Source organism: Pseudomonas sp. BR20, assembly GCF_050780135.1.
Lineage (GTDB): Bacteria > Pseudomonadota > Gammaproteobacteria > Pseudomonadales > Pseudomonadaceae > Aquipseudomonas.
Genome location: NZ_CP172012.1, coordinates 5,811,326 through 5,838,123, shown reverse-complemented (window position 1 = coordinate 5,838,123; position 26,798 = coordinate 5,811,326). Strand labels below are relative to the sequence as shown.

At 59.5% G+C, this 26,798-nt stretch carries 21 protein-coding genes; 6 read left to right on the top strand and 15 right to left on the bottom strand.

The genetic code is table 11. The features are described 5' to 3' along the window. The first annotated feature begins 3 nt into the window (after positions 1-3). The 4 genes from truB to ACHPFG_RS26915 all read left to right on the top strand — a co-directional run bounded on the left by truB (position 4) and on the right by ACHPFG_RS26915 (position 4,523). Positions 4-921, top strand: coding sequence for a tRNA pseudouridine(55) synthase TruB (gene truB / locus ACHPFG_RS26930; protein ID WP_027605370.1), 918 nt, complete (start codon positions 4-6; stop codon positions 919-921). A gap of 115 nt (positions 922-1,036) precedes the next feature. Continuing rightward, positions 1,037-1,306 (top strand): 30S ribosomal protein S15, encoded by a 270-nt coding sequence (rpsO, locus tag ACHPFG_RS26925; RefSeq protein WP_003176135.1) that lies wholly within the window; start codon positions 1,037-1,039, stop codon positions 1,304-1,306. A gap of 195 nt (positions 1,307-1,501) precedes the next feature. Continuing rightward, positions 1,502-3,607 (top strand): polyribonucleotide nucleotidyltransferase, encoded by a 2,106-nt coding sequence (pnp, locus tag ACHPFG_RS26920; RefSeq protein WP_027605371.1) that lies wholly within the window; start codon positions 1,502-1,504, stop codon positions 3,605-3,607. Between the two features lie 295 nt (positions 3,608-3,902). Continuing rightward, positions 3,903-4,523 (top strand): BON domain-containing protein, encoded by a 621-nt coding sequence (locus ACHPFG_RS26915; RefSeq protein ID WP_131699407.1) that lies wholly within the window; start codon positions 3,903-3,905, stop codon positions 4,521-4,523. A gap of 181 nt (positions 4,524-4,704) precedes the next feature. Here the strand turns inward: ACHPFG_RS26915 and ACHPFG_RS26910 are convergent, their stop codons facing one another. From ACHPFG_RS26910 to dksA, 14 genes are all read right to left on the bottom strand, one after another. Then, a complete protein-coding gene (locus ACHPFG_RS26910) occupies positions 4,705-7,638 on the bottom strand; it encodes a DUF748 domain-containing protein (protein ID WP_431700904.1) in 2,934 nt (977 codons plus the stop codon). A gap of 87 nt (positions 7,639-7,725) precedes the next feature. Next, positions 7,726-8,742 carry a class I SAM-dependent rRNA methyltransferase gene (locus ACHPFG_RS26905; protein ID WP_431700903.1) on the bottom strand — a complete coding sequence of 339 codons (1,017 nt, stop codon included), beginning with the start codon at positions 8,740-8,742 and terminating at the stop codon, positions 7,726-7,728. Positions 8,743-8,809: 67 nt separating this feature from the next. Further along, complete coding sequence (locus ACHPFG_RS26900) at positions 8,810-9,679, bottom strand: oxygenase MpaB family protein (protein WP_431700901.1); 870 nt, start codon at positions 9,677-9,679, stop codon at positions 8,810-8,812. 15 nt (positions 9,680-9,694) lie between these two features. Then, positions 9,695-11,632, bottom strand: a complete 1,938-nt coding sequence (gene acs / locus ACHPFG_RS26895; RefSeq protein ID WP_431700900.1) for an acetate--CoA ligase — start codon at positions 11,630-11,632, stop codon at positions 9,695-9,697. Between the two features lie 105 nt (positions 11,633-11,737). Beyond that, positions 11,738-13,402 carry a glucose-6-phosphate isomerase gene (gene pgi, locus ACHPFG_RS26890; RefSeq protein ID WP_090399768.1) on the bottom strand — a complete coding sequence of 555 codons (1,665 nt, stop codon included), beginning with the start codon at positions 13,400-13,402 and terminating at the stop codon, positions 11,738-11,740. A gap of 223 nt (positions 13,403-13,625) precedes the next feature. Beyond that, positions 13,626-14,477, bottom strand: a complete 852-nt coding sequence (panC, locus tag ACHPFG_RS26885; RefSeq protein ID WP_431700899.1) for a pantoate--beta-alanine ligase — start codon at positions 14,475-14,477, stop codon at positions 13,626-13,628. After that, positions 14,474-15,274 carry a 3-methyl-2-oxobutanoate hydroxymethyltransferase gene (panB, locus tag ACHPFG_RS26880; protein WP_145336547.1) on the bottom strand — a complete coding sequence of 267 codons (801 nt, stop codon included), beginning with the start codon at positions 15,272-15,274 and terminating at the stop codon, positions 14,474-14,476. The genes panC and panB overlap by 4 nt, the downstream gene beginning before the upstream one ends. Before the next feature lie 214 nt (positions 15,275-15,488). Beyond that, positions 15,489-15,986 (bottom strand): 2-amino-4-hydroxy-6-hydroxymethyldihydropteridine diphosphokinase, encoded by a 498-nt coding sequence (gene folK, locus ACHPFG_RS26875; RefSeq protein WP_131699414.1) that lies wholly within the window; start codon positions 15,984-15,986, stop codon positions 15,489-15,491. Between the two features lie 2 nt (positions 15,987-15,988). Next, entirely contained in the window at positions 15,989-17,392 is a 1,404-nt protein-coding gene (locus tag ACHPFG_RS26870; RefSeq protein WP_431700898.1) for a polynucleotide adenylyltransferase PcnB, read from the bottom strand. Positions 17,393-18,089: 697 nt separating this feature from the next. Next, a complete protein-coding gene (locus tag ACHPFG_RS26865; RefSeq protein WP_131699416.1) occupies positions 18,090-19,529 on the bottom strand; it encodes a sigma-54-dependent transcriptional regulator in 1,440 nt (479 codons plus the stop codon). 22 nt (positions 19,530-19,551) lie between these two features. After that, positions 19,552-22,506 (bottom strand): sensor histidine kinase, encoded by a 2,955-nt coding sequence (locus tag ACHPFG_RS26860; RefSeq protein WP_167656473.1) that lies wholly within the window; start codon positions 22,504-22,506, stop codon positions 19,552-19,554. Next, the gene (locus ACHPFG_RS26855) at positions 22,490-22,666 is read right to left on the bottom strand and encodes a hypothetical protein (protein WP_003176118.1); all 177 of its coding nucleotides are present in this window, start codon (positions 22,664-22,666) and stop codon (positions 22,490-22,492) included. Before ACHPFG_RS26855 ends, ACHPFG_RS26860 begins: the two co-directional genes overlap by 17 nt. 176 nt (positions 22,667-22,842) lie before the next feature. Beyond that, positions 22,843-23,730, bottom strand: a complete 888-nt coding sequence (gluQRS, locus tag ACHPFG_RS26850; protein ID WP_431700897.1) for a tRNA glutamyl-Q(34) synthetase GluQRS — start codon at positions 23,728-23,730, stop codon at positions 22,843-22,845. Between the two features lie 83 nt (positions 23,731-23,813). Then, positions 23,814-24,248: an RNA polymerase-binding protein DksA gene (gene dksA / locus ACHPFG_RS26845; protein ID WP_005791430.1), complete on the bottom strand. Its 435-nt coding sequence runs from the start codon at positions 24,246-24,248 to the stop codon at positions 23,814-23,816. Between the two features lie 320 nt (positions 24,249-24,568). Here dksA and ACHPFG_RS26840 point away from each other — a divergent pair, with 320 nt between their 5' ends. Beyond that, the gene (locus tag ACHPFG_RS26840) at positions 24,569-25,741 is read left to right on the top strand and encodes a pyridoxal phosphate-dependent aminotransferase (protein ID WP_131699419.1); all 1,173 of its coding nucleotides are present in this window, start codon (positions 24,569-24,571) and stop codon (positions 25,739-25,741) included. Continuing rightward, complete coding sequence (sfsA, locus tag ACHPFG_RS26835; protein ID WP_339451511.1) at positions 25,741-26,451, top strand: DNA/RNA nuclease SfsA; 711 nt, start codon at positions 25,741-25,743, stop codon at positions 26,449-26,451. Before ACHPFG_RS26840 ends, sfsA begins: the two co-directional genes overlap by 1 nt. Here sfsA and ACHPFG_RS26830 read toward each other — a convergent pair. Further along, a complete protein-coding gene (locus ACHPFG_RS26830; protein ID WP_431700895.1) occupies positions 26,448-26,765 on the bottom strand; it encodes a Rieske (2Fe-2S) protein in 318 nt (105 codons plus the stop codon). The two genes, sfsA and ACHPFG_RS26830, sit on opposite strands and share 4 nt — an antisense overlap. Between the last annotated feature and the right edge of the window lie 33 nt (positions 26,766-26,798).

Here is a 26,798-nt window from a genome sequence, read left to right as displayed (position 1 = left end):
GCGGTGGCTCAGGTCAAACGTATCCGTCGCAACGTCAGCGGCATCATTCTGCTCGACAAGCCCATTGGCTTTACCTCCAATGCCGCGTTGCAGAAGGTTCGCTGGTTGCTCAATGCCGAGAAGGCCGGACACACCGGCAGCCTCGATCCTCTGGCCACCGGCGTACTGCCGTTGTGCTTTGGCGAGGCCACCAAGTTCTCGCAATACCTGCTCGATTCCGACAAGGGTTACGAAACCCTGATGCAACTGGGCAAGACCACCACCACGGCAGACGCCGAAGGTGATGTTTTGCAGGTTCGCGACGTGACCGTTGGTCGTGCTGATATCGAAGCTGCTTTACCTGCTTTTCGTGGGCAAATCAGTCAGATACCGCCGATGTACTCAGCTCTCAAGCGTGATGGGCAACCCCTTTACAAGCTGGCACGTGCGGGCGAAGTAGTGGAGCGCGAACCGCGTTCTGTTACTATTGCGCGCTTGGAATTGCTCGCCTGTGAAGGTGACACCGCACGTCTGGCCGTGGACTGCAGCAAAGGCACCTATATCCGTACCCTGGTGGAAGATATTGGTGAACAGCTCGGTTGCGGCGCTTATGTTGCAGAGCTGCGACGCACCCAGGCCGGACCTTTCAGCCTGGCCCAGACGGTCACGCTGGAAGAGTTGGAAGCGGTACACGCTGAAGGCGGCAACGAAGCGGTTGATCGCTTCCTGATGCCATCGGACAGCGGTTTGCTGGATTGGCCATTGCTGCACTTTTCGGAGCACAGCGCGTTCTACTGGCTTAACGGCCAGCCGGTACGCGCCCCGGATGCCCCGAAGTTCGGCATGGTGCGGGTACAGGATCATAACGGTCGCTTTATCGGTATCGGTGAAGTGAGCGAAGACGGGCGCATCGCGCCTCGTCGACTGATTCGGTCAGAATGACCGAACGAGTGTGGCTGTTAACAGGCACGGTCAACACTCATTTTTAGATACAGGGATTTGTCCCTGGCCTGTTGAGACTGCCCTTTGGGTGGTTTCCTGAAAAAAGGATTGCCTCATGGCTCTCGACGTTCAAGAAAAAGCACAAATCGTAGCTGACTATCAGCAAGCTGTTGGTGACACTGGTTCGCCAGAAGTGCAAGTTGCACTGCTGACCCACAACATCAACAAGCTGCAAGGTCACTTCAAGGCCAACGGTAAAGATCACCACTCCCGTCGTGGTCTGATCCGCATGGTAAACCAGCGCCGTAAGCTGCTGGACTACCTGAAAGGCAAGGATCTGGGTCGTTATCAGGCTCTGATCGGTCGCCTGGGTCTGCGTCGCTAATCAGCGATTGCGCTAGAGGTTGGTTGTCTGCCGTGTGTCAGTGGGATTCCCACTGGCCCATGGTAGGCTCCCAGCCTCAAGTTTTATCTGGATACACGTTTTACCCCTGGACAAGAGTTGGGCCGATTCCCGACATTGCCCAAGAATTTCGCAAGAAGACAAGTTCCCCAAGAGCCACAAAGAAGGTAGGACACCGTGAACCCGGTTATCAAAAAATTCCAGTTCGGTCAGTCGACCGTTACCCTCGAGACAGGCCGTATCGCCCGTCAAGCCTCCGGCGCAGTGCTGGTTACCGTTGACGACGACGTTACCGTATTGGTGACCGTTGTTGGCGCCAAGCACGCCGACCCAAGCAAAGGCTTCTTCCCTCTTTCTGTCCACTACCAGGAAAAGACTTACGCTGCCGGTAAGATCCCTGGCGGTTTCTTCAAGCGTGAAGGTCGTCCTTCCGAGAAAGAAACCCTGACTTCCCGACTGATCGACCGTCCGATCCGTCCGCTGTTCCCAGAAGGCTTCATGAACGAAGTGCAGGTTGTCTGCACCGTCGTTTCCACCAGCAAGAAGACCGATCCGGACGTCGCTGCGATGATCGGTACCTCGGCTGCCCTGGCCATCTCCGGTATTCCTTTCGATGGCCCGATCGGCGCAGCCCGCGTTGCTTTCCACGAAAGCACCGGTTACCTGCTGAACCCGACTTACGAGCAACTGAAAGCGTCGAGCCTGGACATGGTCGTTGCCGGTACTTCGGAAGCCGTGTTGATGGTTGAATCGGAAGCCAAAGAGCTGACCGAAGACCAGATGCTGGGCGCCGTACTGTTTGCTCACGACGAGTTCCAGGTTGTGATCAACGCTGTTAAAGAATTGGCTGCCGAAGCTGCCAAGCCTACATGGGCCTGGGCTCCGCAAGCTGAAGCCACCGAACTGCTGGGCGCCATCCGTTCCGAGTTCGGCACAGCGATCTCCGACGCCTACACCATCACCGTCAAGGCCGATCGTTACGCTCGCCTGGGTGAGCTGAAGGACCAGGTTGTTGCCAAGCTGTCCGGCGAAGAAGGCCAGCCTTCTTCCAGCGAAGTCAAAGCAGCCTTCGGTGAGATCGAATACCGCACCGTTCGCGAAAACATCGTTAACGGCAAGCCACGTATCGACGGCCGCGACACTCGCACCGTACGCCCGCTGAACATCGAAGTCGGCGTTCTGCCGAAGACTCACGGTTCGGCACTGTTCACCCGTGGCGAAACCCAAGCCCTGGTCGTCGCGACCCTGGGTACTGCCCGTGACGCACAGTTGCTGGATACCCTGGAAGGCGAGAAAAAAGACCCGTTCATGCTGCACTACAACTTCCCTCCGTTCTCGGTGGGCGAGTGTGGTCGCATGGGTGGTGCTGGTCGTCGCGAAATCGGTCACGGCCGTCTGGCCCGTCGCTCGGTCCAGGCCATGCTGCCTGCTGCTGACGTGTTCCCGTACACCATCCGTGTTGTGTCGGAAATCACCGAGTCCAACGGTTCCAGCTCCATGGCTTCGGTCTGCGGTGCTTCCCTGGCTCTGATGGACGCTGGTGTGCCGATGAAGGCACCGGTGGCCGGTATCGCCATGGGCCTGGTTAAAGAAGGCGAGAAGTTCGCCATCCTGACCGACATCCTGGGTGACGAAGACCACCTGGGCGACATGGACTTCAAAGTAGCCGGTACCGCCAAAGGTGTTACCGCGCTGCAGATGGACATCAAGATCAAGGGCATCACCGAAGAGATCATGGAAATCGCCCTGGGCCAAGCCCTGGAAGCGCGCCTGAACATCCTCGGTCAGATGAACCAGATCATTGGTCAGTCCCGTACCGAACTGTCGGAAAATGCTCCGACCATGATCGCGATGAAAATCGACACCGACAAAATCCGTGATGTTATCGGTAAAGGCGGCGCGACCATTCGTGCGATCTGTGAAGAGACCAAGGCTTCGATCGACATCGAAGACGACGGCTCGATCAAGATCTTCGGCGAAACCAAGGAAGCTGCAGAAGCTGCACGTCAGCGCGTCCTGGGCATCACCGCTGAAGCCGAGATCGGCAAGATCTACGTCGGTAAGGTTGAGCGCATCGTCGACTTCGGCGCATTCGTCAACATCCTGCCAGGCAAAGACGGTCTGGTTCACATCTCCATGCTGAGCGACGCTCGCGTTGAGAAAGTGACCGACATTCTGAAAGAAGGCCAGGAAGTGGAAGTGCTGGTATTGGACGTGGACAACCGCGGCCGTATCAAGCTGTCCATCAAGGACGTAGCAGCAGCCAAGGCTTCGGGCGTTTAATTACCCCAGGCTTCACGCTGAAAAAGAGGACTCTTCGGAGTCCTTTTTTTATGCCTGAAGGAAAATGTCGAAAAATCAGACGCTTAGTAAATCCAAGAAACCGCAACTTGCACGCAGGCACGATCGCCTTCATGCAAATTGCACGATTCCAAAATTAGGAGATTTTTATAAGTGCATGATTTTTAAGAATTTAATATGAGTTCGAGACTTGGCACACTGCCTGCAATAACCCTGTTAACGCTGCAGCATCAAGGTTCACACACTGCAGACTTTCAATAAAACAGGAGTTACTCGTATGAAGAAGTTCGCTCTCGCTACTGCCACCGCTCTGACCCTGGCCATGGGTGCTAACGTGGCCTTTGCTCAGACTTCCCAAGCTCCAATGACCCTGGCGGCTGGTGAGGCCACCAAGGCAAAAGAAAGCGTTTCGGATACTTGGATCACCACCAAAGTTAAATCCGATCTGCTGACTGAAAAAGGCATTCCTGGGTCGGACATCAAGGTTGAGACCAACAAAGGTGTGGTTTCCCTGTCTTCGACCGCAGCCATTTCGGACTCGCAGAAAGAAACTGCCGTAGCGATCACCAAGAAAATCAAAGGTGTAACCGCAGTTTCTGCTGACGGCCTGCTGGCTGGCGGCGCTACCAAGGCAGACAACATCGACAAGACCAAAGGCGCAGCGGCTGACGCCAAAGGCGCAACCTCCGATACCTGGATCACCACCAAAGTCAAAGCTGACCTGGTAACCGAGAAAGGCATTCCTGGTACCGACATCAAAGTCGAAACCAACAAGGGTGTAGTTTCCCTGTCCTCTTCGGTCGCTGTGACTGAGGCACAGAAAACGACCGCGGTGAACATCACCAAGAAAATCAAAGGCGTTAAAGCTGTATCGGCCGATGGCCTGAAAGCAGAGTAACGCTCAAGAACTCGTCTGAACTAGCGGCGGCGGCGAGTGAGTTAGATATCCACTCAATGCACCTCTAATTTTCATGCGACCGACCACACGGATGTGGTCATTACAGGCCCCGGCACTTCTGTGTCGGGGCCTGTTCTATTTGGGGCGGGAAATCAGTGCGGTAGCGGCTTGGCGTTGACGCCTACTCGGCGTCCAGATGCATCTGCGTTATCACCCGACCATCTTTCTCTGCCTGGCCCAGTTGCGCGTCAATGAAGTAAACCCGGTCGTCCTCCAGCTGCGCTTTATCTACCAAGTAGTCCTTGATGGTGCTTGCACGGTCCTGGCCCAACTGGCGCAGCAGCACGTCACTGCCACTCCAGAACCTGATGACGCCCTCTTTCAACTTGGCGGAGCGCTCACTGCTGCTCAGGTCCTTCCATTCTGCGGGAGGCTGCTGTTTCAAGCGGGTACGGTAAATACCTTCGAGCAAGGGTGCTTTTTCGCTCTCAGGGACTTCCAGCAAGGACGCCTGGGCCGGGACTTTCTCGCCCCGGCGCTGCAGCATTTTGTAGTAGTTGTATTGGTATTCCCGCTCCAGCCGCTGGGCCGCCAGGAATGGGCCGTCGCTGCTAGCTGCGGCCGTGCCTTCGATTTCCAGGCGTAGAGTAGGGCGTTCTTTCAGCGCCTTGGCCAAGGTGTTCAGGGCGCCTTCGGCGTCTTTGTTCAACTCGCTGGAGCCCGCCGCGAACGACACGCTGCCCAGGTCCTCCGCTCCGCCTCCGGTGACCAACCCGCCAATAAACTTGAACGGCGCAGTGGCCGCTCGTACCACCAGATTGCGCAGGGTTTGCCACACAATTGGCATCACGCTGAATTGCGGGTTATTCAGGTCGCCGGATACGGGCAGTTCGATGGAGATCTTGCCATCGCTGTCCTTGAGCAAGGCGATTGCCAGACGAATCGGCAAGTCCACGGCATCGGCGCTGTCGACTTTTTCGCCCAGTTGCAATTGCTCGACCACCACTTTGTTCTCAGCCTTCAACTGGCCCTTGGTGATCACGTAGTGCAGGTCAAGGTTGAGGCGGCCCTTGCGGATGCGGAAGCCGGCGAACTTGCCCGAGTAAGGCGTCAGCGTGGTCAACTCGACACGTTTGAAGCTGGTGGCGATGTCCAACGCCGCCATCGGGTCAAACGGGTTCACGCTGCCTTTGATGGTGACCGGTGCATAACGGTCCACCTTGCCCTTGATGTCAACGCTCGCCGGCTTGGCCTGGCGACTGTCGATGGTGCCGATCTGCCCATTGAGCTGTTGGATCGCAGTGGCGAAGTTGGGGGTGAGGCTGAAGTCGGCGAAGTTGGCCGAACCGTCGTTGATCGCAATCTGCCCGATATGGATACCCAGCGGCTTGTCTTTACTCGGGGCAGGTTTGGCTGACGATTTGGCGCCACTGTCGGTTGGCTGCGGGATCAGCAAGTCGTCGACGTTGGTGGTGCGATCATCGTTGATCATGAACCGCGCATACGGTTGCAGAAGGTTGACCTTGTTGATCGTCAGGCTGTCGCCGTGTTGGTAGTTCACACCCTCCAGCACCAGCCGCTGCCATTTGAGGAAATCGCGGGTCTTGAGGGTGTCCAGGGTGTGCAACTGGTCGACCTGCGCGCGGCCGGTGACCTGCAGCGCCAGGGGATCGGTGCTTTTCAGGTTCACGTCGAGGTCGCTGCCAAGCATGCCACTACGCAGTTCCAGACGGATAAACGGGCTGATATAGGACTGTGCGACTCGCAGGTCGATGTCCCTGGTATTGACCTTCAACCTGGCGCTGACCGGGTTGAGGTTGACCGTGCCGGTCGCCTGGATCTTGCCCTGCTTGCCCAGGCCGGTGTCGACCTTCAGGGTAAAGGGGCTCTGGTTGAGGCTGTCGAAGTTCTGCACGTCGATGTTCAACGGGCCCAGCTCCAGCGCTACCGCTGGTTTGGCCTGACGGTCGGCCAAGTGCACTTGGTAGTTACGCAGTTGTACATCCTTGAGCAGCACTTGCCAGGGCTTGCTTGGGGCGACGGGTGCAGGCTTTGGCGAGTCGGCCGTGGCTGGTGCAGTGGCAGGCTCCGGCGCCTTGGCCGGTTTGCTCGGCTGGCTGGCGAACAGTTTTTGCCAGTCCAGTTGCCCATCCGCTTCGCGAGCCGCCCAGGTCTCGAGTTTATTGCTGCGGATCTTGCCGACCACCACCTGCTGTTTGGCCAGGTCCACCGTAGTCTCGCTGACGTCCAAGCGCTCCAGGCGCACCAACGGCCGGCCATCCGGGGCCTTGATGGCGAACGGTGCGATGCTGGCGGCGGTGTTGGTCAGGTTCAGCTGGGTCTCTTTGGCCAGGCTGAACCTGTACTCGGTACTGAAGTTGAGCACGCCGTCTTCCAGCACCAGGGGTAAGGCGTCACGCACGTAAGGCCACCAGGCTTTCATCTTGCCACCGGTGACCTTCAGCGTACCTTCGGAGGTGATTGGCACCAGGCTGAAGTTGCCTTTCCAGTCGATCTGCCCACCTTCAGGGCCGGCGGCCACCAATGTCATGTCCGCATTGTCTTCCGGCAGGGTGCTGAGGTTCTTCAGCTCGAAGTCGAGCGTGTCGTAGAGGAATTCGATAGGTTCGCTGGGGCGCAAGTCTTGAAAATGCACGTAACCGCCGGCCAGCTTGATGCTGTCGACGCGCAGCGGGAACGGTTTGGCGTCGGGGTTAGCAGGGGTAGGCTCGCTCGGTGGCAGCTTGAACAACTGCGCCAGATTCAGCTGGCCTGATTTGTCGAACAACAACTCGGTCTTGGGCTTGTCCAGTTGCACATCAGCCAGGTGCAGGGCGCGGGTCCACAGGCTATCGACCTGCAGGTTGGCGTAAAGCCGTTCGAAACCTACCTGTTCCTTACCGGGCTCGCCGATCTTCAAGCCCCATACCGTTACTTCCAGGCTGAACGGGTTAAGTTCGATCCGTTCGATGCGTGCTGGCACCGTGGCGTAATTGGCCAACTGTTGGTTGGCAATGCGAAGGGCGATGCCAGGCAAAATCAGAAAGCCCAGCAAGCTGTACAACGCGAGGGCAGTCAACAAGGCGCCAGCGGCGCGAATCAATCCTTTGGGCATGGGGCGGCGCCATCTATGTCAAACAGGAGTGCCTTGGAGTATGGCACGGGTTTTCGGTTCCGAAGAACTGGGCCTTTAGGATGCTTCTTACAGTTGAAGTATCAGAGTCTTCAGCGGTGGCTGGTGGTCCTGTGAGGGAAAGTCCGCGCCTGGCGTCATGATTTTCCAGTCCCGCACCGGACGCCCAGCCTTTTGCGCACAACGCAAAACCTGTTCACGCCAATCCTCCAGGCTGACTTTTGCCAGGTTGTTGCAGCAGATCAGCACACCATTGTCGGCTGTAGCGAGCAGTGCAGGCTTGAGCAGGCTCTGGTAGTCACGCAGCAGGTCGACCGTACCGAAGGCACTCTTGGCCCAGGCAGGCGGGTCGAGCAACACCAGGTCATATTGACGCTGCTCCAGGCGCGGGTAGCTCGGCAGTTTCTGCCCGCGACGCTGGGTGATCGGCAGCCCGGCCAGTTGGCGAATCGCCGGGAAGTAATCCGATTGCACGAACTCCATGGTGGGAAGCTGTGGATTGAGCTGACCGTTTTCACGTCCCACCGCCAGGTTGCCCTCGGCGAAGTCCAGGTTGCATACCTCGCGCGCACCACCGGCAGCGGCGCTCAGGCCCACCCCACAGGTGTAGGCAAACAGGTTCAGTACGCTTTTGCCGGCGCTGTGGTCCTTGACCCAGCCGCGCGTATTGCGCAGGTCAAGGAACAGCAGCGGGTCCTGGCCAGCGTGGCGCCCACGTACACGGTAATTGAGGCCCCATTCGTGGCCCACCAGGTCTTCCAGCGCGGCAGGTTCGGCGCGGTATACCGAATCTTCGCGATCGACACGCGAGTTGCCGCGGGAGCGGTCGTTGTATACCAGCAGCAACTCGAGGCCCATGTACTGGTTGATCACTTGGTGCAGGTCCAGCAGGTCGGCGGTCTCCAGCGACTGATGGAAGCTTTGCACCAGTAACTGTGGGCCATAGCGGTCGATGGTCAGGCCGCCGGCGCCTTCCTGGCTGCCATGGAACAGCCGATAGCAGTCGGTGCCCTGGGCGTGCAGCTCGTTGATCAGATCTTGGCGATGATCGAGGGCGGCGCGCAGCGCCTGATTCAAGGGAAACATGGAGCGCGCCTTGCTTAGGTAAATGGGGGAAATAAAGGCGCGGAGTTTAACAGCTATGGCGCGTTGCCTACATCAACCCCATCCGACGGTGTGCACGCTGCACCGAACCATTGCGCATTGCCCAGCGCAACAACGGCGCGCTGCGCTTGACCCCGGCGCGGATCATCTGGCGTTGCAGCGGGCTCTGGTGCTGATCGAGCAGGGTGCTGGCCCAGTCCGGCAGCAGGTCGATCCCGGCTTGCATCATCAAGGCGCCAAATGGCTTGGCCAATGTGCTGGGGGAGGGAGCGTTCAGCAACAGGCGCAGCACTTCGCGACTGCGCTCGTCGCACAGCAATTGCGGGCGGATATTCTCAAGGTAATCGGAAATTTCCTGCCGTGAATGTGGCACATGCTGCGCGCCCAGCCGTTCTGCGACGACGGCGATCTCGCTGTAGTAACGGTCCTGATCACGGCCAGAGAGGTGCGGGTTGCGATAGCGCAAGTGGGCAGCAAGAAAATTGCTCACCTCCGCCACATGCACCCAGGTCAGCAGCTCTGGATCGCTGGCTGCGTAAGGCCTCCCGTCCGGGGCATGGCCAACCACCTGCAGGTGAATGGTGCGCACTTTTTCGATCAGCCAGTCGGCGTCTTTGCGCGAGCCGAACGTGGTGCCGGAAATGAACTGTGAGGTCCGCCGCAAACGCCCAAGCATGTCCTGGCGAAAATTCGAATGGTCCCACACGCCAGCCAGGGCCAATGGGTGCAAGGCTTGCAGCATCAAAGCGCTGATGCCGCCGATGAGCATGCTGCTGAAGTCGCCATGGACTTGCCAGCTGACCGAGTCCGGCCCGAACAGGCCTGGATCGCCCTTGGGGTTTTCCAGGTCCATTTGGCCCAGTGACAAGCCGGTGAGGCTCATTAACTGGGTTTCGATACGGCTGCGGATAAATTCCATGGCGACTCGGGTTTCCTATCGGTTCAGGCGTTTGTCGATCAGGCCGTCGACGACGCTGGGGTCGGCCAGGGTCGAGGTATCTCCCAGGCTGTCCAGTTCATTGCAGGCGATCTTGCGCAAAATCCGACGCATGATCTTACCGGATCGGGTTTTCGGCAAGGCCGGTGCCCATTGGACCAATTCGGGCTTGGCAAAGCTGCCTATTTCCTTGCTGACCAGTTCCAGCAGGTGTTTTTTCAGCGCATCGCTGGGTTCGACGCCATTCATGGGGGTGACGAAGGCATAGATGCCCTGGCCCTTGACGTCGTGGGGGTAGCCCACCACGGCGGCCTCGGCCACCTGGTCATGCAGCACCAGCGCACTTTCTACCTCGGCCGTGCCAATACGATGGCCGGACACGTTGATCACATCGTCGATACGCCCGGTGATCCAGTAGTCGCCGTCTTCATCACGGCGCGCGCCATCACCCGTGAAGTAGTAGCCGGGGTAGGGTTTGAAATAGGTGTCGACCATACGCTGCGGGTCGCCGTACACACTGCGAATCTGCCCCGGCCAGCTGGCCTTGATCGCCAGCACACCGCTGCCTGCGCCACTGATGACCTTGCCTTGTTCATCCAGCAGCACGGGCTGTACGCCAAACATCGGCTGGGTGGCGCAACCTGGTTTGATGCGCTGGGCGCTGACCAACGGGCTGAGCATGATGCCGCCGGTCTCGGTCTGCCACCAGGTATCGACAATAGGGCAGCGCTGTTCGCCCACCGCGTTGAAGTACCAGTCCCAGGCTTCCGGGTTGATCGGCTCACCGACGCTGCCGAGCAGGCGCAGGCTGGCGCGGGAAGTCGTCTCCAGCGGGGCATGGCCCTCGCGCATCAATGCACGCAAGGCGGTGGGGGCGGTATAGAAGATATTCACCTGATGTTTATCGATGACCTGCCAGAAGCGCGAACTGTCCGGGTAGCTCGGCACACCTTCGAACATCAGCGAGGTGGCGCCATTGGCCAGCGGCCCGTACACGATGTAACTATGACCGGTGACCCAGCCCACATCGGCGGTGCACCAGAACACCTCACCGTCGCGGTAATCAAGCACGTACTTGAAGGTCATTGCCGCCTGGAGCAAGTAGCCGCCCGTGGTGTGCAGCACGCCCTTGGGTTTGCCGGTGCTGCCGGAGGTGTAGAGGATAAACAGCGGGTCTTCGGCGTCCATCGGTTCGGGAGGGCAATCGTCGCTCGCCGCATCAAGGGCCTGTTGATACTTGAGGTCGCGGCCTTCGCTCCAGTTCACTTGGGCGCCGGTGCGTTGTACGACCAGCACCGTGCTGACGTTGGGACAACTGGCCAGGGCCTTGTCGACATTCTGTTTCAACGCCACCGGCTTACCACCGCGCACGCCTTCATCGGCAGTGATCACGGTGCGGCAGTCGGCGTCCAGAATGCGGTCGCGCAGGGCGTCCGGTGAGAACCCGCCAAATACCACCGAGTGCACCGCGCCAATCCGTGTGCAAGCCAGCATGGCGTAGGCCGCTTCCGGGATCATCGGCATGTAGATACACACCCGGTCGCCTTTTTTCACACCGCGGCTTTTCAGCACATTGGCCAGGCTGCAGACGTTTTGGTGCAGTTGGCGGTAGGTGATTTTGGAGGATTTTGCAGGATCATCACCTTCCCAGATGAAGGCCGGCTGATCGGCGCGTTGCGCCAGGTGACGGTCGATGCAGTTGTAGCTGACGTTTAACTGGCCACCGGCAAACCATTGGGCGGTACCGGTCTTGATGTCTGACTGCTGGACGGTGTGCCACGGTGTTATCCAGTCGAGAAAGCCCTTGGCCTGTTCGGCCCAGAACGTGTCCGGCTGCTCGACGGATTGGCGATAGAGGCGCTGGTAGTCCTCTTGACTGAGTTGCGCAGCCCTGCGGACGGCATCGGCGGTGGGAAACGTGCTGATATCGAACATGAGCGATCCTTATTCTTGTTTTTGCGACAAGTCATAAAGATGCACCCTGTATGGAGAGGGTTCAAGGCCAACGCCCAAACGGACGTTGGCCTTGCGGTACCTGCATCAGCCGCGGTGACGACCGCGGAAGTAATTGATCAGGCCCTGGGTCGAAGCGTCTTCGGCCAAGGTTTCTTCGGCGCCGGTGAGGCGATTGTATACGCCCTTGCCCAGCTCCTTGCCCAGCTCCACGCCCCATTGGTCGAAGGCATTGATGCCCCAGATCACGCTTTGCACGAACACTTTATGTTCATACATGGCAACCAGGGCGCCCAAGCGACGCGGGCTGATGCGTTCAACCACCAGGGTGTTGCTCGGACGGTTGCCCGGGATCACCTTGTGCGGTGCCAGCTTCTGCACTTCGTCTTCCGGGATGCCCTTGTCGCGCAGCTCGGCTTCGGCTTCGCTGCGGGTCTTGCCGAGCATCAGTGCCTGGCTTTGGGACAGGCAGTTGGCGTACAGCCATTGATGGTGGTCGGACACCGGGTTGAAGCTGACGATCGGCACGATGAAGTCGGCCGGGATCAGTTGGGTACCTTGGTGCAGCAACTGGTGATAAGCATGTTGGCCGTTGCAGCCGACGCCACCCCAGATCACTGGGCCGGTGTCGGTGGACACCGGTTTGCCGTCCTGGCGCACGCTTTTGCCGTTGGATTCCATGTCCAGCTGCTGCAAGTGCTTGGTGATGTTACGCAGGTAGTGGTCGTACGGCAGGATCGCATGGCTCTGCGCACCCCAGAAGTTGCCGTACCACACGCCCAGCAGGCCCAGCAGCACCGGCATGTTCTGTTCGAACGGCGCGTTCTGGAAATGCTGGTCCATGGTGTAGGCACCGGACAGCAGTTCCTTGAAGTTGGACATGCCGATGGCCAGGGCGATTGGCAGGCCGATGGCCGACCACAACGAATAACGGCCACCTACCCAGTCCCACATCGGGAAGATATTTTCTTCGCGGATACCGAAGGCCACGGCTGCCGCGTTGTTGCTCGACACGGCGATAAAGTGGCGGTACAGCTCGGCTTCCGAGCCACCCTGAGCCAGGTACCAGGCGCGGGCGGCCTGGGCGTTTTTCAGGGTTTCCAGGGTGTTGAAGGATTTCGACGAGACGATAAACAGCGTGGTCTCGGCGCGCAGCTTCATGGTCAGTTCGTGGAACTCACTGCCATCGATATTCGCCAGGTAGTGGCAGCGCACGCCTTTATGGGCGTAGGACAGCAGCGCTTCAGAGACCAGCTCCGGGCCGAGGAACGAGCCACCGATGCCGATGTTCACCACGTCGGTGATCGGCTTCTCGGTGTAGCCACGCCACAGGCCGTCGTGGATGCGGCCGACCAGATCGGTGATCTGGTTCAGCACTTTATGCACGTCCGGCATGATGTTCACGCCGTTGACCGACAGCTTGTCGCCCACCGGGCGGCGCAGAGCGGTGTGCAGGGCAGGGCGGCCTTCGGAAGAGTTGACCGGTTCGCCGGCGTACAGTGCGTCGATCGCGCCTTTAAGGTTCACTTCCTTGGCAAGGCCCACCAGCAGGTCGCGGGTTTCGCTGGTGATCAGGTTTTTCGAGTAATCGAGGAAAAGTCCGCAGCTGCTCAAGGTGAATTGGGAAAAGCGCTGGGGATCGGCATTGAACGCTTCGCGCATGCTGAAATCCTGCATGGCTTGGCGATGTTGATTGAGCGCTTGCCAGGCGGGCAGAGCGGTAACGTCATGAGGGGTGCGGTAGTACGCCATCGCTGCGGGTTTCCTTTTATTACGGGGACTGCCTTTAGGACACTTCAAAGCCCGGAACATCCAGTCTTATCTCAAGGATTGGGTTCCAGACAGCGCTAACCATAGCGCAGGGCGATTACATTAAACCTAGCGTGTCGATATGTCTTGGCTTTGTCTGCGCTATGGCCGGTACTTTTTTATACCGGTCACAGCGATCAGGCAATCGGCGGGGTGTTCAGAGAGGTCAGTCGAGGTTCAGATGCAGGTTGTCGATCAGGCGGGTCGTGCCTAGAAAGGCTGCCACCAGAATCACAATATCCCGATCCTCCGCCGTAGCGGTCCGCAGGTGCACGCCCTGGCGCACTTCGAGGTAGTCCAGGCGCAATCCGGCCGCCTCTATCTGCTTCACCTGTTCGGCACGCAGTCTGGCGAAGTCGTGATCACCGCTTTTGATGGCTGCGGCAATCTGGCTGAGGCTGCGGTACAGCACCGGTGCGATCGCACGTTCTTCTTTGCTGAGAAAACCGTTACGCGAGGACAGCGCCAGGCCATCATCGGCGCGTACGGTGGGCTCGCCAATGATCTGGATCGGCATGTTCAGGTCATGGACCATGGCGCGAATCACGGCCAGTTGCTGGTAGTCCTTCTGGCCAAATACAGCCATGTCTGGCTGGACCATGTTGAACAATTTGCTGACCACCGTCGCCACACCTTCGAAATGCCCGGGACGGCTGGCGCCGCACAAACCTTCGGACAACTGCGGGACGCTGACGCGGGTCTGGCCGGTCATGCCGCCGGGGTACATCTCCTCGACGGTCGGCGCGAACAGCAGGTTGCAGCCGGCCTGCAAGAGCTTTTCCTGGTCGGCGGCCAAGGTGCGAGGGTACTTGTCCAGGTCTTCGCCGGCGCCAAATTGCAGCGGGTTGACGAAAATACTCGCAACGACAAAGTCCGCCTGTTGCACAGCCTTGCTGACCAGGCTGGCATGGCCGCTGTGCAGGTTGCCCATGGTGGGCACGAAGCCGATGCGTTTGCCTGCCTTGCGGGCGTGGGCGACGGCGGCTCTGAGTTCGCGTACGGTTTTTACGGTGTTCATGCAGAGAATCCGTGTTCGGCGCCTGGGAAGGTCACGCCTTTGACTTCGGCGACGTAGGCACTCAATGCAGCGTGGATGCTGTCCTGGCCAGTCATGAAGTTCTTCACGAACTTTGGCACGCGGCCCGTAATCGACAGGCCGAGCATGTCGTGCAGCACCAGCACCTGGCCGTCGGTGGCCGAGCCCGCGCCAATGCCGATCACCGGCACCTTAACGGCCTGGGTGATTTCTGCTGCGAGTTCGCTGGGCACGCATTCCAGCAGGATCATCGCAACGCCCGCCTGTTCCAGGGCGATGGCATCGGCACGCATCTGGCGCGCCTGGGCTTCGTTGCGGCCTTGTACCTTGTAGCCACCGAGGATGTTCACGGACTGTGGCGTAAGGCCCATATGTGCACAGACTGGCACGCCGCGTTCAGCCAGCAGGCGAATCGACTCGGCGAGCCATACGGCGCCCTCGACTTTGACCATGTGCGCACCGGCACGCATCAGTTTGCCGGCGTTCAGGAACGTCTGCTCGACGGTGGCGTAATCCATGAAAGGCAGGTCGGCGATGATAAATGCGCCGTCGTTGCCGCGCTTGACACTGGCGGTGTGGTAGGCCAGTTCATCGGTGGTGACGGGCAGGGTGCTGTCATTCCCTTGAAGGACCATGCCCAGTGAATCGCCCACCAGCAACACTTCAACCCCGGCCTGGCAACTGGCGTGGGCGAAGGTGGCGTCATAGCAGGTCAGCATGGTGATTTTTTCACCTTTGAGCTTGAGGCTCTGCAAGGTGGTCAGGGTAATGTCTGGCATGAAAAGGGTCCTCGTTCAGGCGCTTGGAAACAGCGAGTTACGCGCGTGAGTCTTCGTTTATTCAGGCGCACTGTCTTGAGAGCAGTGCTTATAAGGCCTGGATTGCGCCCTTCAGCGCCGGGTTGCCGGCAGCGGGACGCCTATAGTCGTGAGGAGGACACGGGAAGTCAATTGGATGTGTTACCGCATTGTTACGATGGCGGTGTTACCGCTGTTACTGACGCGATTCAGCAACAGGGAGCCGTTCCAGGCCGACAAACGGGCAGGCTTCAAGCAGGGCGCTGAGGCGTTTGCCATCCGGCAACTGCAATGCGGCAGGCGCCAGCTCGGCCAGTGGATACAACACAAACGCACGCAGGTGCATCTGGTAGTGGGGCACCTTCAGGCGCGGCTCGTCGATCAGGCGATCGCCAAACAGCAGAATGTCCAGGTCAAGGGTGCGAGGGCCCCAACGTTCCAGGCGCTCGCGGCCTTGGTCGTTTTCGATGGCTTGCAGCGCATCCAGCAACTCAAGTGGCGCAAGGCTGCTGTCCAGGGCGGCAACCGCATTGGTGTAGCGCGGTTGGCCCGGGAGCAGGGAATCACTTTGGTAAAAGGCGGACACACCCGCGACGCAGGTGTCTGGCAATTGCGCCAGCGCTTCGATAGCGCTGCGCAATTGCTGGTCCGGGGCCGCCAGGTTGCTCCCCATGCCGATGTAGATGCGTTCCACGTTTATTCGCCCGCAGCGCCAGAGGCATCCGCCGCACTGCGTTTGCGCTTGGTGCCGCTGCGACGACGCTTTTTCGGACCAGCCCCTTCGCCGTCACCCTTGCTGCCGAGGTCGCGAATCATGTCGCGGCGTTGGCTGTCATTGGCATCCTGATAGTCGGTCCACCATTCGCCCAGGCCGTCGGTCTGCTCACCGGCGCTTTCGCGCAGCAGCAGGAAGTCGTAACCGGCGCGGAAGCGTGGGTTGTCCAGCAGCAGGTCGGCGCGCTTGCCGCTGCGGCGGGGCAGGCGTTCCTGCATGTCCCAGATCTCGCGGATCGGCAGGGTGAAACGTTTCGGGATAGCGATGCGCTGGCACTGTTCGGCGATCAGCTCGTGAGCGGCTTCCTGCATGGCCGGGATAGGCGGCATGCCACGGTCCTGCAGGCGCAGTACGCGTTTGGGCAGGGCCGGCCACAACAGGGCGGCAAACAGGAAGGCCGGTGTTACCGGTTTGTTCTGCTTGATGCGCAGGTCGGTGTTGATCAGCGCTTCGCTGATCAACGTGTGGGTATAGGTTGGGTTGTGTTCCAGTGCTTCGGCACTGGCCGGGAACAGTGGGTCGAACAACTGCAGGTCGACCAGCATTTCGAACGTGTCGGCGGCGTAGCCCGAGAGGAACAGCTTGAGCACTTCTTCGAACAGACGCGCGGATGGGATTTCCCGCAGCATCGGTGCCAGCTCGCGTATCGGTGCGGCGGTGTGTTTCTCGATACCGAAGTTGAGCTTGGCGGCGAAGCGCACGGCTCGCAGCATGCGCACCGGATCTTCCTGATAGCGCTGCGTCGGGTCGCCGATCAGGCGGATCAGGTTATTGCGGATGTCGTGTACGCCATTGGCGTAATCGAGGATGCGTTCGCTGACCGGATCGTAATAGAGGGCATTAATGGTGAAGTCGCGGCGCTGCGCGTCCTCTTCCAGGGTGCCGTAGACGTTGTCGCGCAGGATGCGCCCGCTCTCGTTGCGGGAAGACTGATTGGTGTCTTCCTCTTCATCGTTTTGCGGATGGCCGGCACGGAAGGTCGCGACCTCGATGATTTCGCGACCAAAGTGGATGTGCACCAGCTTGAAGCGGCGGCCGATGATTCGCGCATTGCGAAACTCGGCACGCACTTGCTCAGGCGTGGCGCTGGTGGCGACGTCGAAATCCTTGGGCGTGATATTGAGCAGCATGTCGCGTACACAACCACCTACCAGGTAGGCCTGGTAACCGGCGTTCTGCAACCGTTCGACGATATTCACCGCATAACGGCTGAATTGAGCGCGCTGCAACGAATGCTGGCTGCCGTTGAGCACTTCAGGCGTGCTGCGTTTGTGTTGCGTACGACGCAAGGGAGAACGGAATGACTGGAACAACTTCTTCAGCATGGGATGCACTGTTTGAAGGAATGTTCGGCCATAACGAAGAATGACCGCATGATGGGCGGGGATTCTAGCATTTAGTCAGGGGATGGTGTAGGAACAAGCTTCGGCGTTGCACCATAAGCCTTAAATCGTCAAATCCTGGAAACTACAAGGGGAGCCGAAGCTCCCCCAGAAGTAGTTGCATGCTCTATTTTTATTATTGGTTTCGGGCTTCTTGTTTTTGTTGATCGCCCTCGCCATGAAGCTTCACCTTCATGACACTCCCAATCGGGAGTTAAGAGCAAACGGATTGCTTTGGTCGCTGTGTTGCTGATCTACGATCCAACCAGTTCAGGCTCTGCCTTAGGGCAGTTTTTGTTGTTCTCGGCCTGGTTGCGGGGCAAGCCCCAAATGCAACGCCTCTCCAAAAGAATCAGTTAGCTGCGCCTCCGCCGTGTTGTTTTTGTTATGCGTGAGTCGATTCGTTTTATTTTTATTGTCTTGTACAAAGCTTGTTATTGTTTTTGTACTAAGCATATAGCAGGGTGCGTGCCAACTTTTGCTCCGCCCAGTAAAACCGGGGGTTTGAGGTGGTTTTGGGTTTTTGACGGGCGAAAAAAAGCCGGGGCTTCGTTACCGTAAGCCCCGGCTTTTGTTACGCGAAATATCCGCGGTAACAGTTTTTTCACATCTGAGGGTGTTACCTCTTGGGGGCCCGCCCTCAGCTTTCGCTGGCAACCCCGGTCTTGCGCCGTGGAATGCCCAGGCGCTGGCGGCGTTCCCACAGGCACTTACGGCTCACGCCCAGCTTGCGGGCCAGCTCGGTCTCGGTCATGTGGTCCTGATGCTCAAGGACGAAATGCTGGAAGTAGTCTTCCAGTGACAAATCTTCCGTCGGCTCATGGCTGGTATTGCTACCGCCGCCCGGTGTCGGGGCCAGGCCGATGAAGTCGTCATCCTCCAAGTCGCTGAGTTCGATATCGATACCCAGCAGTTCGGCAGAAATTTCCGGGCTCTCCGACAGGATCACCGCACGTTCGACCGCATTCTCCAGTTCTCGCACGTTACCCGGCCACGAGTAATGCCGAATCGCCTGCTCGGCGTCGGGCGCGAACGTCAGGTCGGTACGGTTGATACGTGCACTCTGGCGCAGCAGGAATGCGTTGGCGATCTCATTCACGTCGGCGCCGCGCTCACGCAGGGCCGGCAGCTTGAGGGCAATTACGTGCAGACGGTAATACAAGTCTTCACGGAACTGGCCGATCTTGGCCAGGCTCTTGAGGTCGCGGTGGGTTGCCGCGATCAAGCGCACGTCGACCTTCTGCGATTGGACTGAACCCACGCGGCGAATTTCGCCTTCCTGGAGCACGCGCAGCAATCGTGCCTGTGCTTCCAGTGGGAGTTCGCCGATCTCATCAAGAAACAGCGTACCGCCGTCCGCCGCTTCCACCAGGCCCGCCCGCCCGGCACTGGCGCCGGTAAACGCGCCTTTCTCGTGGCCGAACAATTCGGACTCAATCAGGGATTCGGGGATCGCTGCGCAGTTCACCGAAATCATCGGTGCCTTGGCGCGCTTGGACAAATTGTGCAGGGCGCGGGCCACCAGTTCTTTACCGGTGCCTGACTCGCCCTGGATCAATACATTGGAGTCGGTCGGCGCGACTTTACGGATCTTGCTGTACAAATCCTGCATTGGCGGGCAGGAGCCGATGATGCCGATCTCGCCGTTACTATTGTCGACACCCGGTTTGTCGGCGCCGTTGGTCGCTTTGCCGGCGGGACGTTGTTCGGCCTGCACGCTGATGGCTGACTGGCGATCACGCAGGATGCGGGCCACGGCCTGGAGCATTTCATCGTGGTCGAAAGGCTTGGCGATGTAGTCCACCGCGCCCATCTTCATGGAGTCCACCGCCGAGCGCAGGCTGGCGTAGCTGGTCATGATCAGCACCGGAGTGCCCTGGCCAAGCTTGATCAACTCGGTGCCCGGCGCGCCAGGCAGGCGCAGGTCGCTGACAATCAGGTCGAACGTGGGGATGCTGAAACGCTCTTGTGCTTCCTGCACCGAGCCGGCTTCGCTGACCTGGTACTGATTACGTTCAAGCAGGCGACGCAAGGCAGAGCGGATAATGGTTTCGTCTTCGACGATCAAAATGTGCGGCATTGATTCAATTCTCTCGACGGTCTCAGTTCACAGCGGACGTCGCTTCGACATGACGCGGCAGGGTCACCCGAATACGGGTGCCGCGTTGGCTTTCGGTGTCAGCCGGGCTGTCGATGGTGATTTGTCCATAATGCTCTTCAACGATGGAATAGACCAGTGCAAGGCCCAGACCGGTGCCTTCACCTGGGTCCTTGGTGGTGAAGAAGGGTTCGAACAATCGGTCCATGATGTTCTGTGGGATGCCGCTGCCTTCATCTTCGACGATCAGATCGACGGTATGCTCGAAAGCCTCGGTCTTGACGCGTACTGCGCCACCGGCCGGGGTTGCATCGCGGGCGTTGGACAGCAGGTTGATCAGCACTTGGGCCAGGCGTTGTGAGTCGCCGTCGACCCAATGGTCGGGGTCGCACAAGTTGAAGAACTGTACTTCGAAATTGCGCCGGTTCAAGGCGAGCAGCCCAATGGCATCCTGGGCCACTTCGGCCAGGCACACGGCCTCATCCAGATTCTGATGGCCGCCGGCGTGGGCAAAGCTCATCAGCGACTGCACGATGCGCGAGACGCGCTTGGTCTGTTCGAGGATCTGCCCGCTGATTTCGATGATTTCGCCGTCCTCCTCCCGCTCTTCCCGCAGGTTCTGCGCAAGGCACGCGATACCGGTGATCGGGTTGCCGATTTCGTGGGCCACGCCCGCTGCCAAGCGACCAATGCTGGCCAGGCGCTCGGAGTGCACCAGCTTGTCTTCGAGCATCTGGGTTTCAGTCAGGTCTTCGACCAGCAGCACCAGGCCGCTGTTACCGGGTGCCAGCGGTTCATCGATCGCGGCTTTGTGCAGGTTGAGCCAGCGCGTCTGGCCGTCGAGGGCCAGGTGTTGCTTGTGCAAATGCTCGTCGGGCAAATTGATAAAACCCTGGAGCAGTTCTTTCCACGGATCGCCCAGGGTATTCAGGCGCGAGCCCACCACCCGTTGCGCGGCGATGCCGGTGAGTTCTTCCATGGCCTTGTTCCACATCAGGATTTCCTGATCCTTGGCCAGGGAACACACGCCCATCGGCAGTTCCTGCAGGGTCTGGCGATGGTAACGGCGCAAGGCGTCGAGTTCGGCCGCCAGGCCGGTGAGGCGTGAGTGGTAATCCTCCAGCCGGCTTTCGATGAAATGGATGTCCTCGGTGACGTAGTTTTCGCCGCCGGCCTTGTAGGGCAGAAAGGTTTCCACCATGTCCTGGGACACACTGGGGCCCATCAGGCCGGACAGGTTGGCCTCGATGCGGTCGCGCAGGCGACGCAGCGCATACGGGCGGCGCTCGTCGAAGGGCAGGTATAGATCGCGCAGCGCCTGCTCGACTTCCTTCTGAGCCGCCTTGGCGCCGAGGGGTTTGGCCAGCTGTGTGGCGAATTCCTGGGGCGAGGCCGCGTGCAGTTCGCGGCGTTGCGGTCGACGCACGTTATCCACCGCGCACGCCTCGGCGGCGCTGGTCTCTTCTGCGCTGGCATTGGTGAACAGTGAGATCAGGGTGAACATCAGTACGTTGGCGGCGAGCGAGGCAATCGCGGCCATGTGCCAACTGGTGTCGTCCAGCACGTAGATCATGTTCAGCAGCGGAATATAGAAACCCTGCAGGTTGCCGACCAACGGCAGCAGCATCGTGACGATCCATACCAGGATCCCGGCCAGCAGCCCGGCGATAAACCCACGGCGATTGGCGGTCGGCCAGTACAGCACCGACAACACTCCCGGCAGGAATTGCAAGGTGGCGACAAAGGCGACGATGCCCAGGTTGGCCAGGTCTTGCCCGGCGCCGAGCAGCAGGTAGAACCCGTAGCCGGCCGTGATGATCGCGACGATCAATGCGCGTCGCGTCCATTTCAGCCAGCGGTAGATATTGCCTTCGGCGGGCGGCTGGTACAGCGGTAGCACCAGGTGATTGAGGGCCATGCCCGAAAGGGCCAGCGTCGTGACGATAATCAGCCCGCTGGCAGCAGATAAGCCGCCGACGTAAGCCAGCAGCGCCAACGCTGGGCTATTGGCGGCGATACCGATACCCAGGGTGAAATACTCGGGATTGGTGGTAGCTCCCAGTTTCAGGCCGGCCCACAGGATCAGCGGCACCGCGAGGCTCATCAGCAGCAGGAACAGCGGCAAGCCCCAACTGGCGCTGACCAGCGAGCGCGGGTTGAGGTTCTCGGTGAAGGTCATGTGGTACATGTGCGGCATTACGATCGCCGAGGCGAAGAACACCAGCAACAGCGTGCGCCATGGGCCTTCCTGCAACGGGGTGTGCAGGGCGGCGAGGGCGGTCTGGTTTTGCAGCAGCCACAGTTCCAGCTGTTGCGGGCCGTCGAACACGCCATAGAGCGCGTAGAGGCCAACGCCGCCGATGGCGATCAGCTTGATCACCGACTCGAACGCTATCGCAAATACCAGCCCTTCGTGTTTCTCGCGGGTGGCGATATGGCGTGACCCGAAGAAGATCGTGAACAGTGAGATCAGCGCGCAGAAGGCCAGGGCGACGCGGTGTTGCACGGGCTCGCGGGTCAGGATGCTGATGGAGTCGGCCACTGCCTGGATTTGCAGGGCCAGCAGGGGCAGCACGCCGATCAGCATGAAAATGGTGGTCAGTGCGCCGGCCCAGGTGCTGCGAAAGCGAAAGGCAAACAGGTCGGCCAGGGACGACAGTTGGTAGGTGCGGGTGATTTTCAGGATCGGATACAGCAATACCGGCGCCAGCAGAAAGGCGCCGGACACGCCAAGGTAGCTGGAGAGGAAGCCATAACCATACTGGTAGGCCAGGCCCACCGTGCCATAAAACGCCCAGGCACTGGCGTAGACGCCCAAGGACAAGGTGTAGGTCAACGGATGGCGAATGATCGCCCGCGGAATCATTCCGCGCTCACTGATCCAGGCAACGCCGAACAGTGCAGCCAGGTAGGCAGCGCTGATCAGCAGCATCTGGGTGAGGCTAAAGCTCATCGGCATCTTTTTGGCTCTGCAGGATGAAGGTCACGACGATCAGGATCAGCCACAGCAAATAGGGGCGATACCAGGCGCCCGTGGCGTCGATCCACCAATCCATGATGGCGGGGGAAAACAGGTAGATCCCGACGACCAGCAGCAGGACCAATCGATAGATGTACATGTTGGCCTTTGATTGAGAGTGCGGTAATGCAACGGTTTTCTGTAGGAGCGAGCTTGCTCGCGAAGGGCGCTAACCTAAACGCGTACATCCTGGATAAACGTGTTGCCTGGGAGTTTTTCGCGAGCAAGCTCGCTCCTACGCGATGGTAACGGATGGCTGGCAGGCTGCAAGCGCCTTCAGCTTAATTGCGCTTCGGCCAGCGTCAGTGTGCGCGGGATCTTGCTGGCATCCCAGTGCACAATGCCCCAATCCAGCAACTCCCGTGGGCTGGCATGAAGCAGTTCGTCGCCAGGCTGCTGGCCAAGGGCGCGCAGGGCTCTCAATAGCAACGGCGTGGCCTGGTCGGGATTCAGCGGCGGGGAGCGATAGGATTTGCCCAGCTTGTTACCGTCCGGCTGGACGATCAACGGTACGTGCAGGTAGCGCGGTTGGCGCAGGCCCAGCAATTCCTGCAGGTACAGCTGGCGTGGCGTGGAGTCGAGCAGGTCGGCGCCGCGCACGATATCGGTAACCCCTTGCCAGGCATCGTCGAGCACCACGGCCAGTTGGTAGGCGTAAAGGCCATCGCGGCGACGGATGACGAAGTCGCCGACATCACGGCCCAGGTGTTGCCGGAATTCTCCTTGTACACGGTCAGTAAAGTGGTACTCCAACTCGGGGACACGCAGGCGGATGGCGGCGTCCTGCTGGTCGTGGCCAGCATTGCGGCACAGGCCTGGGTAAATCCCGTCGTAGGGCTCCAGTTGTTTACGTGAACAGGTGCAGGCGTAGGCCAGGCCGTGGTTGAACATATCGTTCAGTACTTTGGCGTAGGCGTCATGCCGCTCGCTTTGTCGGACCAGTTCGCCATCCCACTCAAAACCGTAGCTCTCCAGGGCATGCAGGATTGCCGCCTGGGCGCCGGGCTCTTCGCGGGGAGGGTCAAGGTCTTCCATGCGCATCAGCCAGCGGCCATGGTTGGCGCGGGCGTCGAGGTAGGAGGCGAGGGCGGCGACCAGGGAACCGAAGTGCAGATGGCCGCTGGGCGTTGGGGCGAAACGTCCGATATAGGTAGAGGCAGTCATGGGCCGGATACTACTGGAAAATCGGTAAATCCCAGAAACAAAAATGGGGCGTTTGCACGCCCCATTCGTTCAGCTCGGCAGGATTACTTGCCGACCTGTTTTTCCTTGATTTCAGCCAAGGTCTTGCAGTCTACGCAGAGGTCCGCGGTTGGGCGGGCTTCCAGGCGACGGATGCCAATCTCGACACCGCAGGATTCGCACCAGCCGTATTCTTCGTCTTCGATCAGTTGCAGCGTCTTGTCGATTTTCTTGATCAGTTTGCGCTCGCGATCACGGGCGCGCAGTTCGAGGGCGAATTCCTCTTCCTGGCTGGCACGGTCTGCCGGGTCAGGGAAGTTGGCGGCTTCATCCTTCATATGGTCAACCGTGCGGTCGACTTCCTGCATCAAGTCCTGCTTCCACTGCTTCAGGATTTTGGAGAAGTGCTCGCGCATGGGCTTGCCCATGTATTCCTCACCCTTCGATTCAACGTAGGGTTGGAAGCCGCTGATGCTCTGTTGCTTTGCTTGGGTGGACATGAATAGACCGCCTCTCACTCTTCTAATCCATTGCGCAGGATTGCAACGTCACCGACACCTGCCGGCCCTGCGGCTGCAAGCGGGCGAACTTACCAGATAGATTCAGGGCGCGCCACTCCCGGTTGTCGAGGCCCGTCACGCAGGGGTTGCAAACTGCAGTAGCCCGCTGTGGCTGGGTATGCATCGTCTCGAATGTTGATTTTAGTCGTTTTGCAAGCGCTTGCCGGGTTCATCTTGGACGGCCAGGCAGGCAATAGAGCATGTTTTACCGCGAGGGTTCGGTAGAATCCTGATTTTGTCCTCACCGTTAAGGAAGGCTAATGGCTCAGCCCTACAGTGCGCGCAGTCGCGCCATCGAACCTTTTCATGTCATGGCGTTGCTGGCGCGAGCCAATGAGCTGCAAGCATCAGGCCATGATGTGATCCACCTGGAGATCGGCGAGCCTGATTTCACCACCGCCGAGCCGATCATCCAGGCCGGCCAGGCGGCGTTGGCCAATGGCAAGACCCGTTATACCGCGGCCCGTGGCCTGCCGGAATTGCGTGAAGCCATCAGTGGTTTCTACCAGCAGCGCTACGGTTTGAACGTGGACCCCGAGCGTATTCTGATAACGCCTGGTGGCTCTGGCGCCTTGTTGTTGGCCAGCAGCCTGCTGGTGGATCCAGGCAAGCATTGGCTGCTGGCAGACCCAGGTTACCCGTGTAACCGGCACTTCCTGCGACTGGTGGAAGGCGCCGCGCAACTGGTGCCGGTAGGCCCTGAGGTGCGTTATCAACTGACCGCTGACCTGGTGGCCAAACACTGGGATCAGGACAGCGTGGGCGCATTGGTTGCCTCCCCGGCGAATCCCACCGGCACGATCCTTACGCGCGATGAATTAGCCGGGCTTTCCGATGCAATCAAGGTGCGTAACGGCCATCTGGTGGTGGACGAGATCTATCACGGCCTGACCTACGGCACTGACGCCGCCAGCGTGCTGGAGGTCGACGATGAGGCCTTCGTCCTGAATAGTTTTTCGAAGTATTTCGGCATGACCGGCTGGCGCTTGGGTTGGCTGGTCGCGCCGCCCGCTGCGGTCGGCGAACTCGAGAAGCTGGCGCAAAACCTCTATATCAGCGCGCCCAGCATGGCCCAGTATGCGGCGCTCGCCTGCTTTACCCCGCAAACCCTGAGTATTCTGGAGGAGCGCCGTGCCGAATTTGGCCGTCGTCGCGACTTCCTGCTGCCTGCCTTGCGCGAGTTGGGCTTCGGGATTGCCGTAGAGCCGGAAGGGGCGTTCTATTTGTATGCCGATATCAGTGCGTTCGGCGGAGATGCCTTCGCGTTTTGTCGTCATTTCCTTGAAACCGAGCATGTCGCATTTACACCCGGTCTGGATTTTGGTCGCTATCAAGCGGGCCATCATGTGCGCTTTGCCTACACGCAAAACCTTGAGCGACTCCAGGAGGCGGTGGAACGAATCCAGCGTGGCCTAAGGAGCTGGCAAGGCTGATGCGCTTTCATCCTCCCCTCGAAGAAGGCCGACTGATTCGCCGCTATAAGCGCTTTCTCACCGATATCGAAACCGTTACCGGCGAGTTGTTGACTATTCACTGCCCAAACACCGGTTCGATGCTCAACTGCATGGTGGAAGGCGGGCAGGTCTGGTTCAGCCGCTCCAATGATCCCAAGCGCAAGTTGCCCGGCACCTGGGAAATTGCCGAAACGCCTCAGGGCCGCTTGGCGTGCGTTAACACGGCACGCGCCAATCAGTTGGTCGAGGAGGCTTTACGCGCTGGCGTGATCACGGAACTCAACGGTTTCACCGCGTTGAAGCGTGAAGTGCCCTACGGCCAGGAAAAAAGCCGTATCGACTTTCGCCTGGAATATCCGGACGGCGCGGCTTATGTGGAAGTCAAAAGCGTCACGCTGGGGTTTGATGGCACCAGGGTTGCCGCCTTCCCCGATGCCGTGACCCAGCGTGGCGCCAAGCACCTGCGGGAGCTGGCGCATCTGGCGCGTGAAGGGGTGCGGGCGGTGCAGTTGTATTGCGTCAACCTCTCGGGGATTGACGCTGTGCGCCCAGCGCTGGAAATCGATGCCGCCTATGGTGCGGCCTTGCGCGAGGCTAAAGCTGCCGGGGTGGAAGTGTTGGCATATGGGGTGTGCGTGACGTCCCAGGAGATTTGCGTGGATCGTCGGTTAGACGTGCTGCTCGACTAGAGATCCACCCACAGGCCTTGCTCGTCCTCGCGACCGTGCAGGGCCTTGAGGCTTTTACCTGCGCATGGGCCGGCAATGCACTCGCCGCTTTCGATCAGGAACAGCGCGCCGTGGGTGGCGCATTGGATCAGGCTGGCGCTGTCGTCAAGGAACTGGTCGGGTCGCCATTCCAGTGGGATGCCGCGATGTGGGCAGCGGTTGATATAGAAGTAGGCGATGCCGTCCCGGCGTACCGCCAGCAGCGGCGTGCCATCAATCGTAAAACCGAGGCTGCTGTTGGGCGCGAGCGTGTCCGAGGGGCAGAGAAACTTCATTTCAATCCTTAAGTGCCTTGACGTTCAAATGCA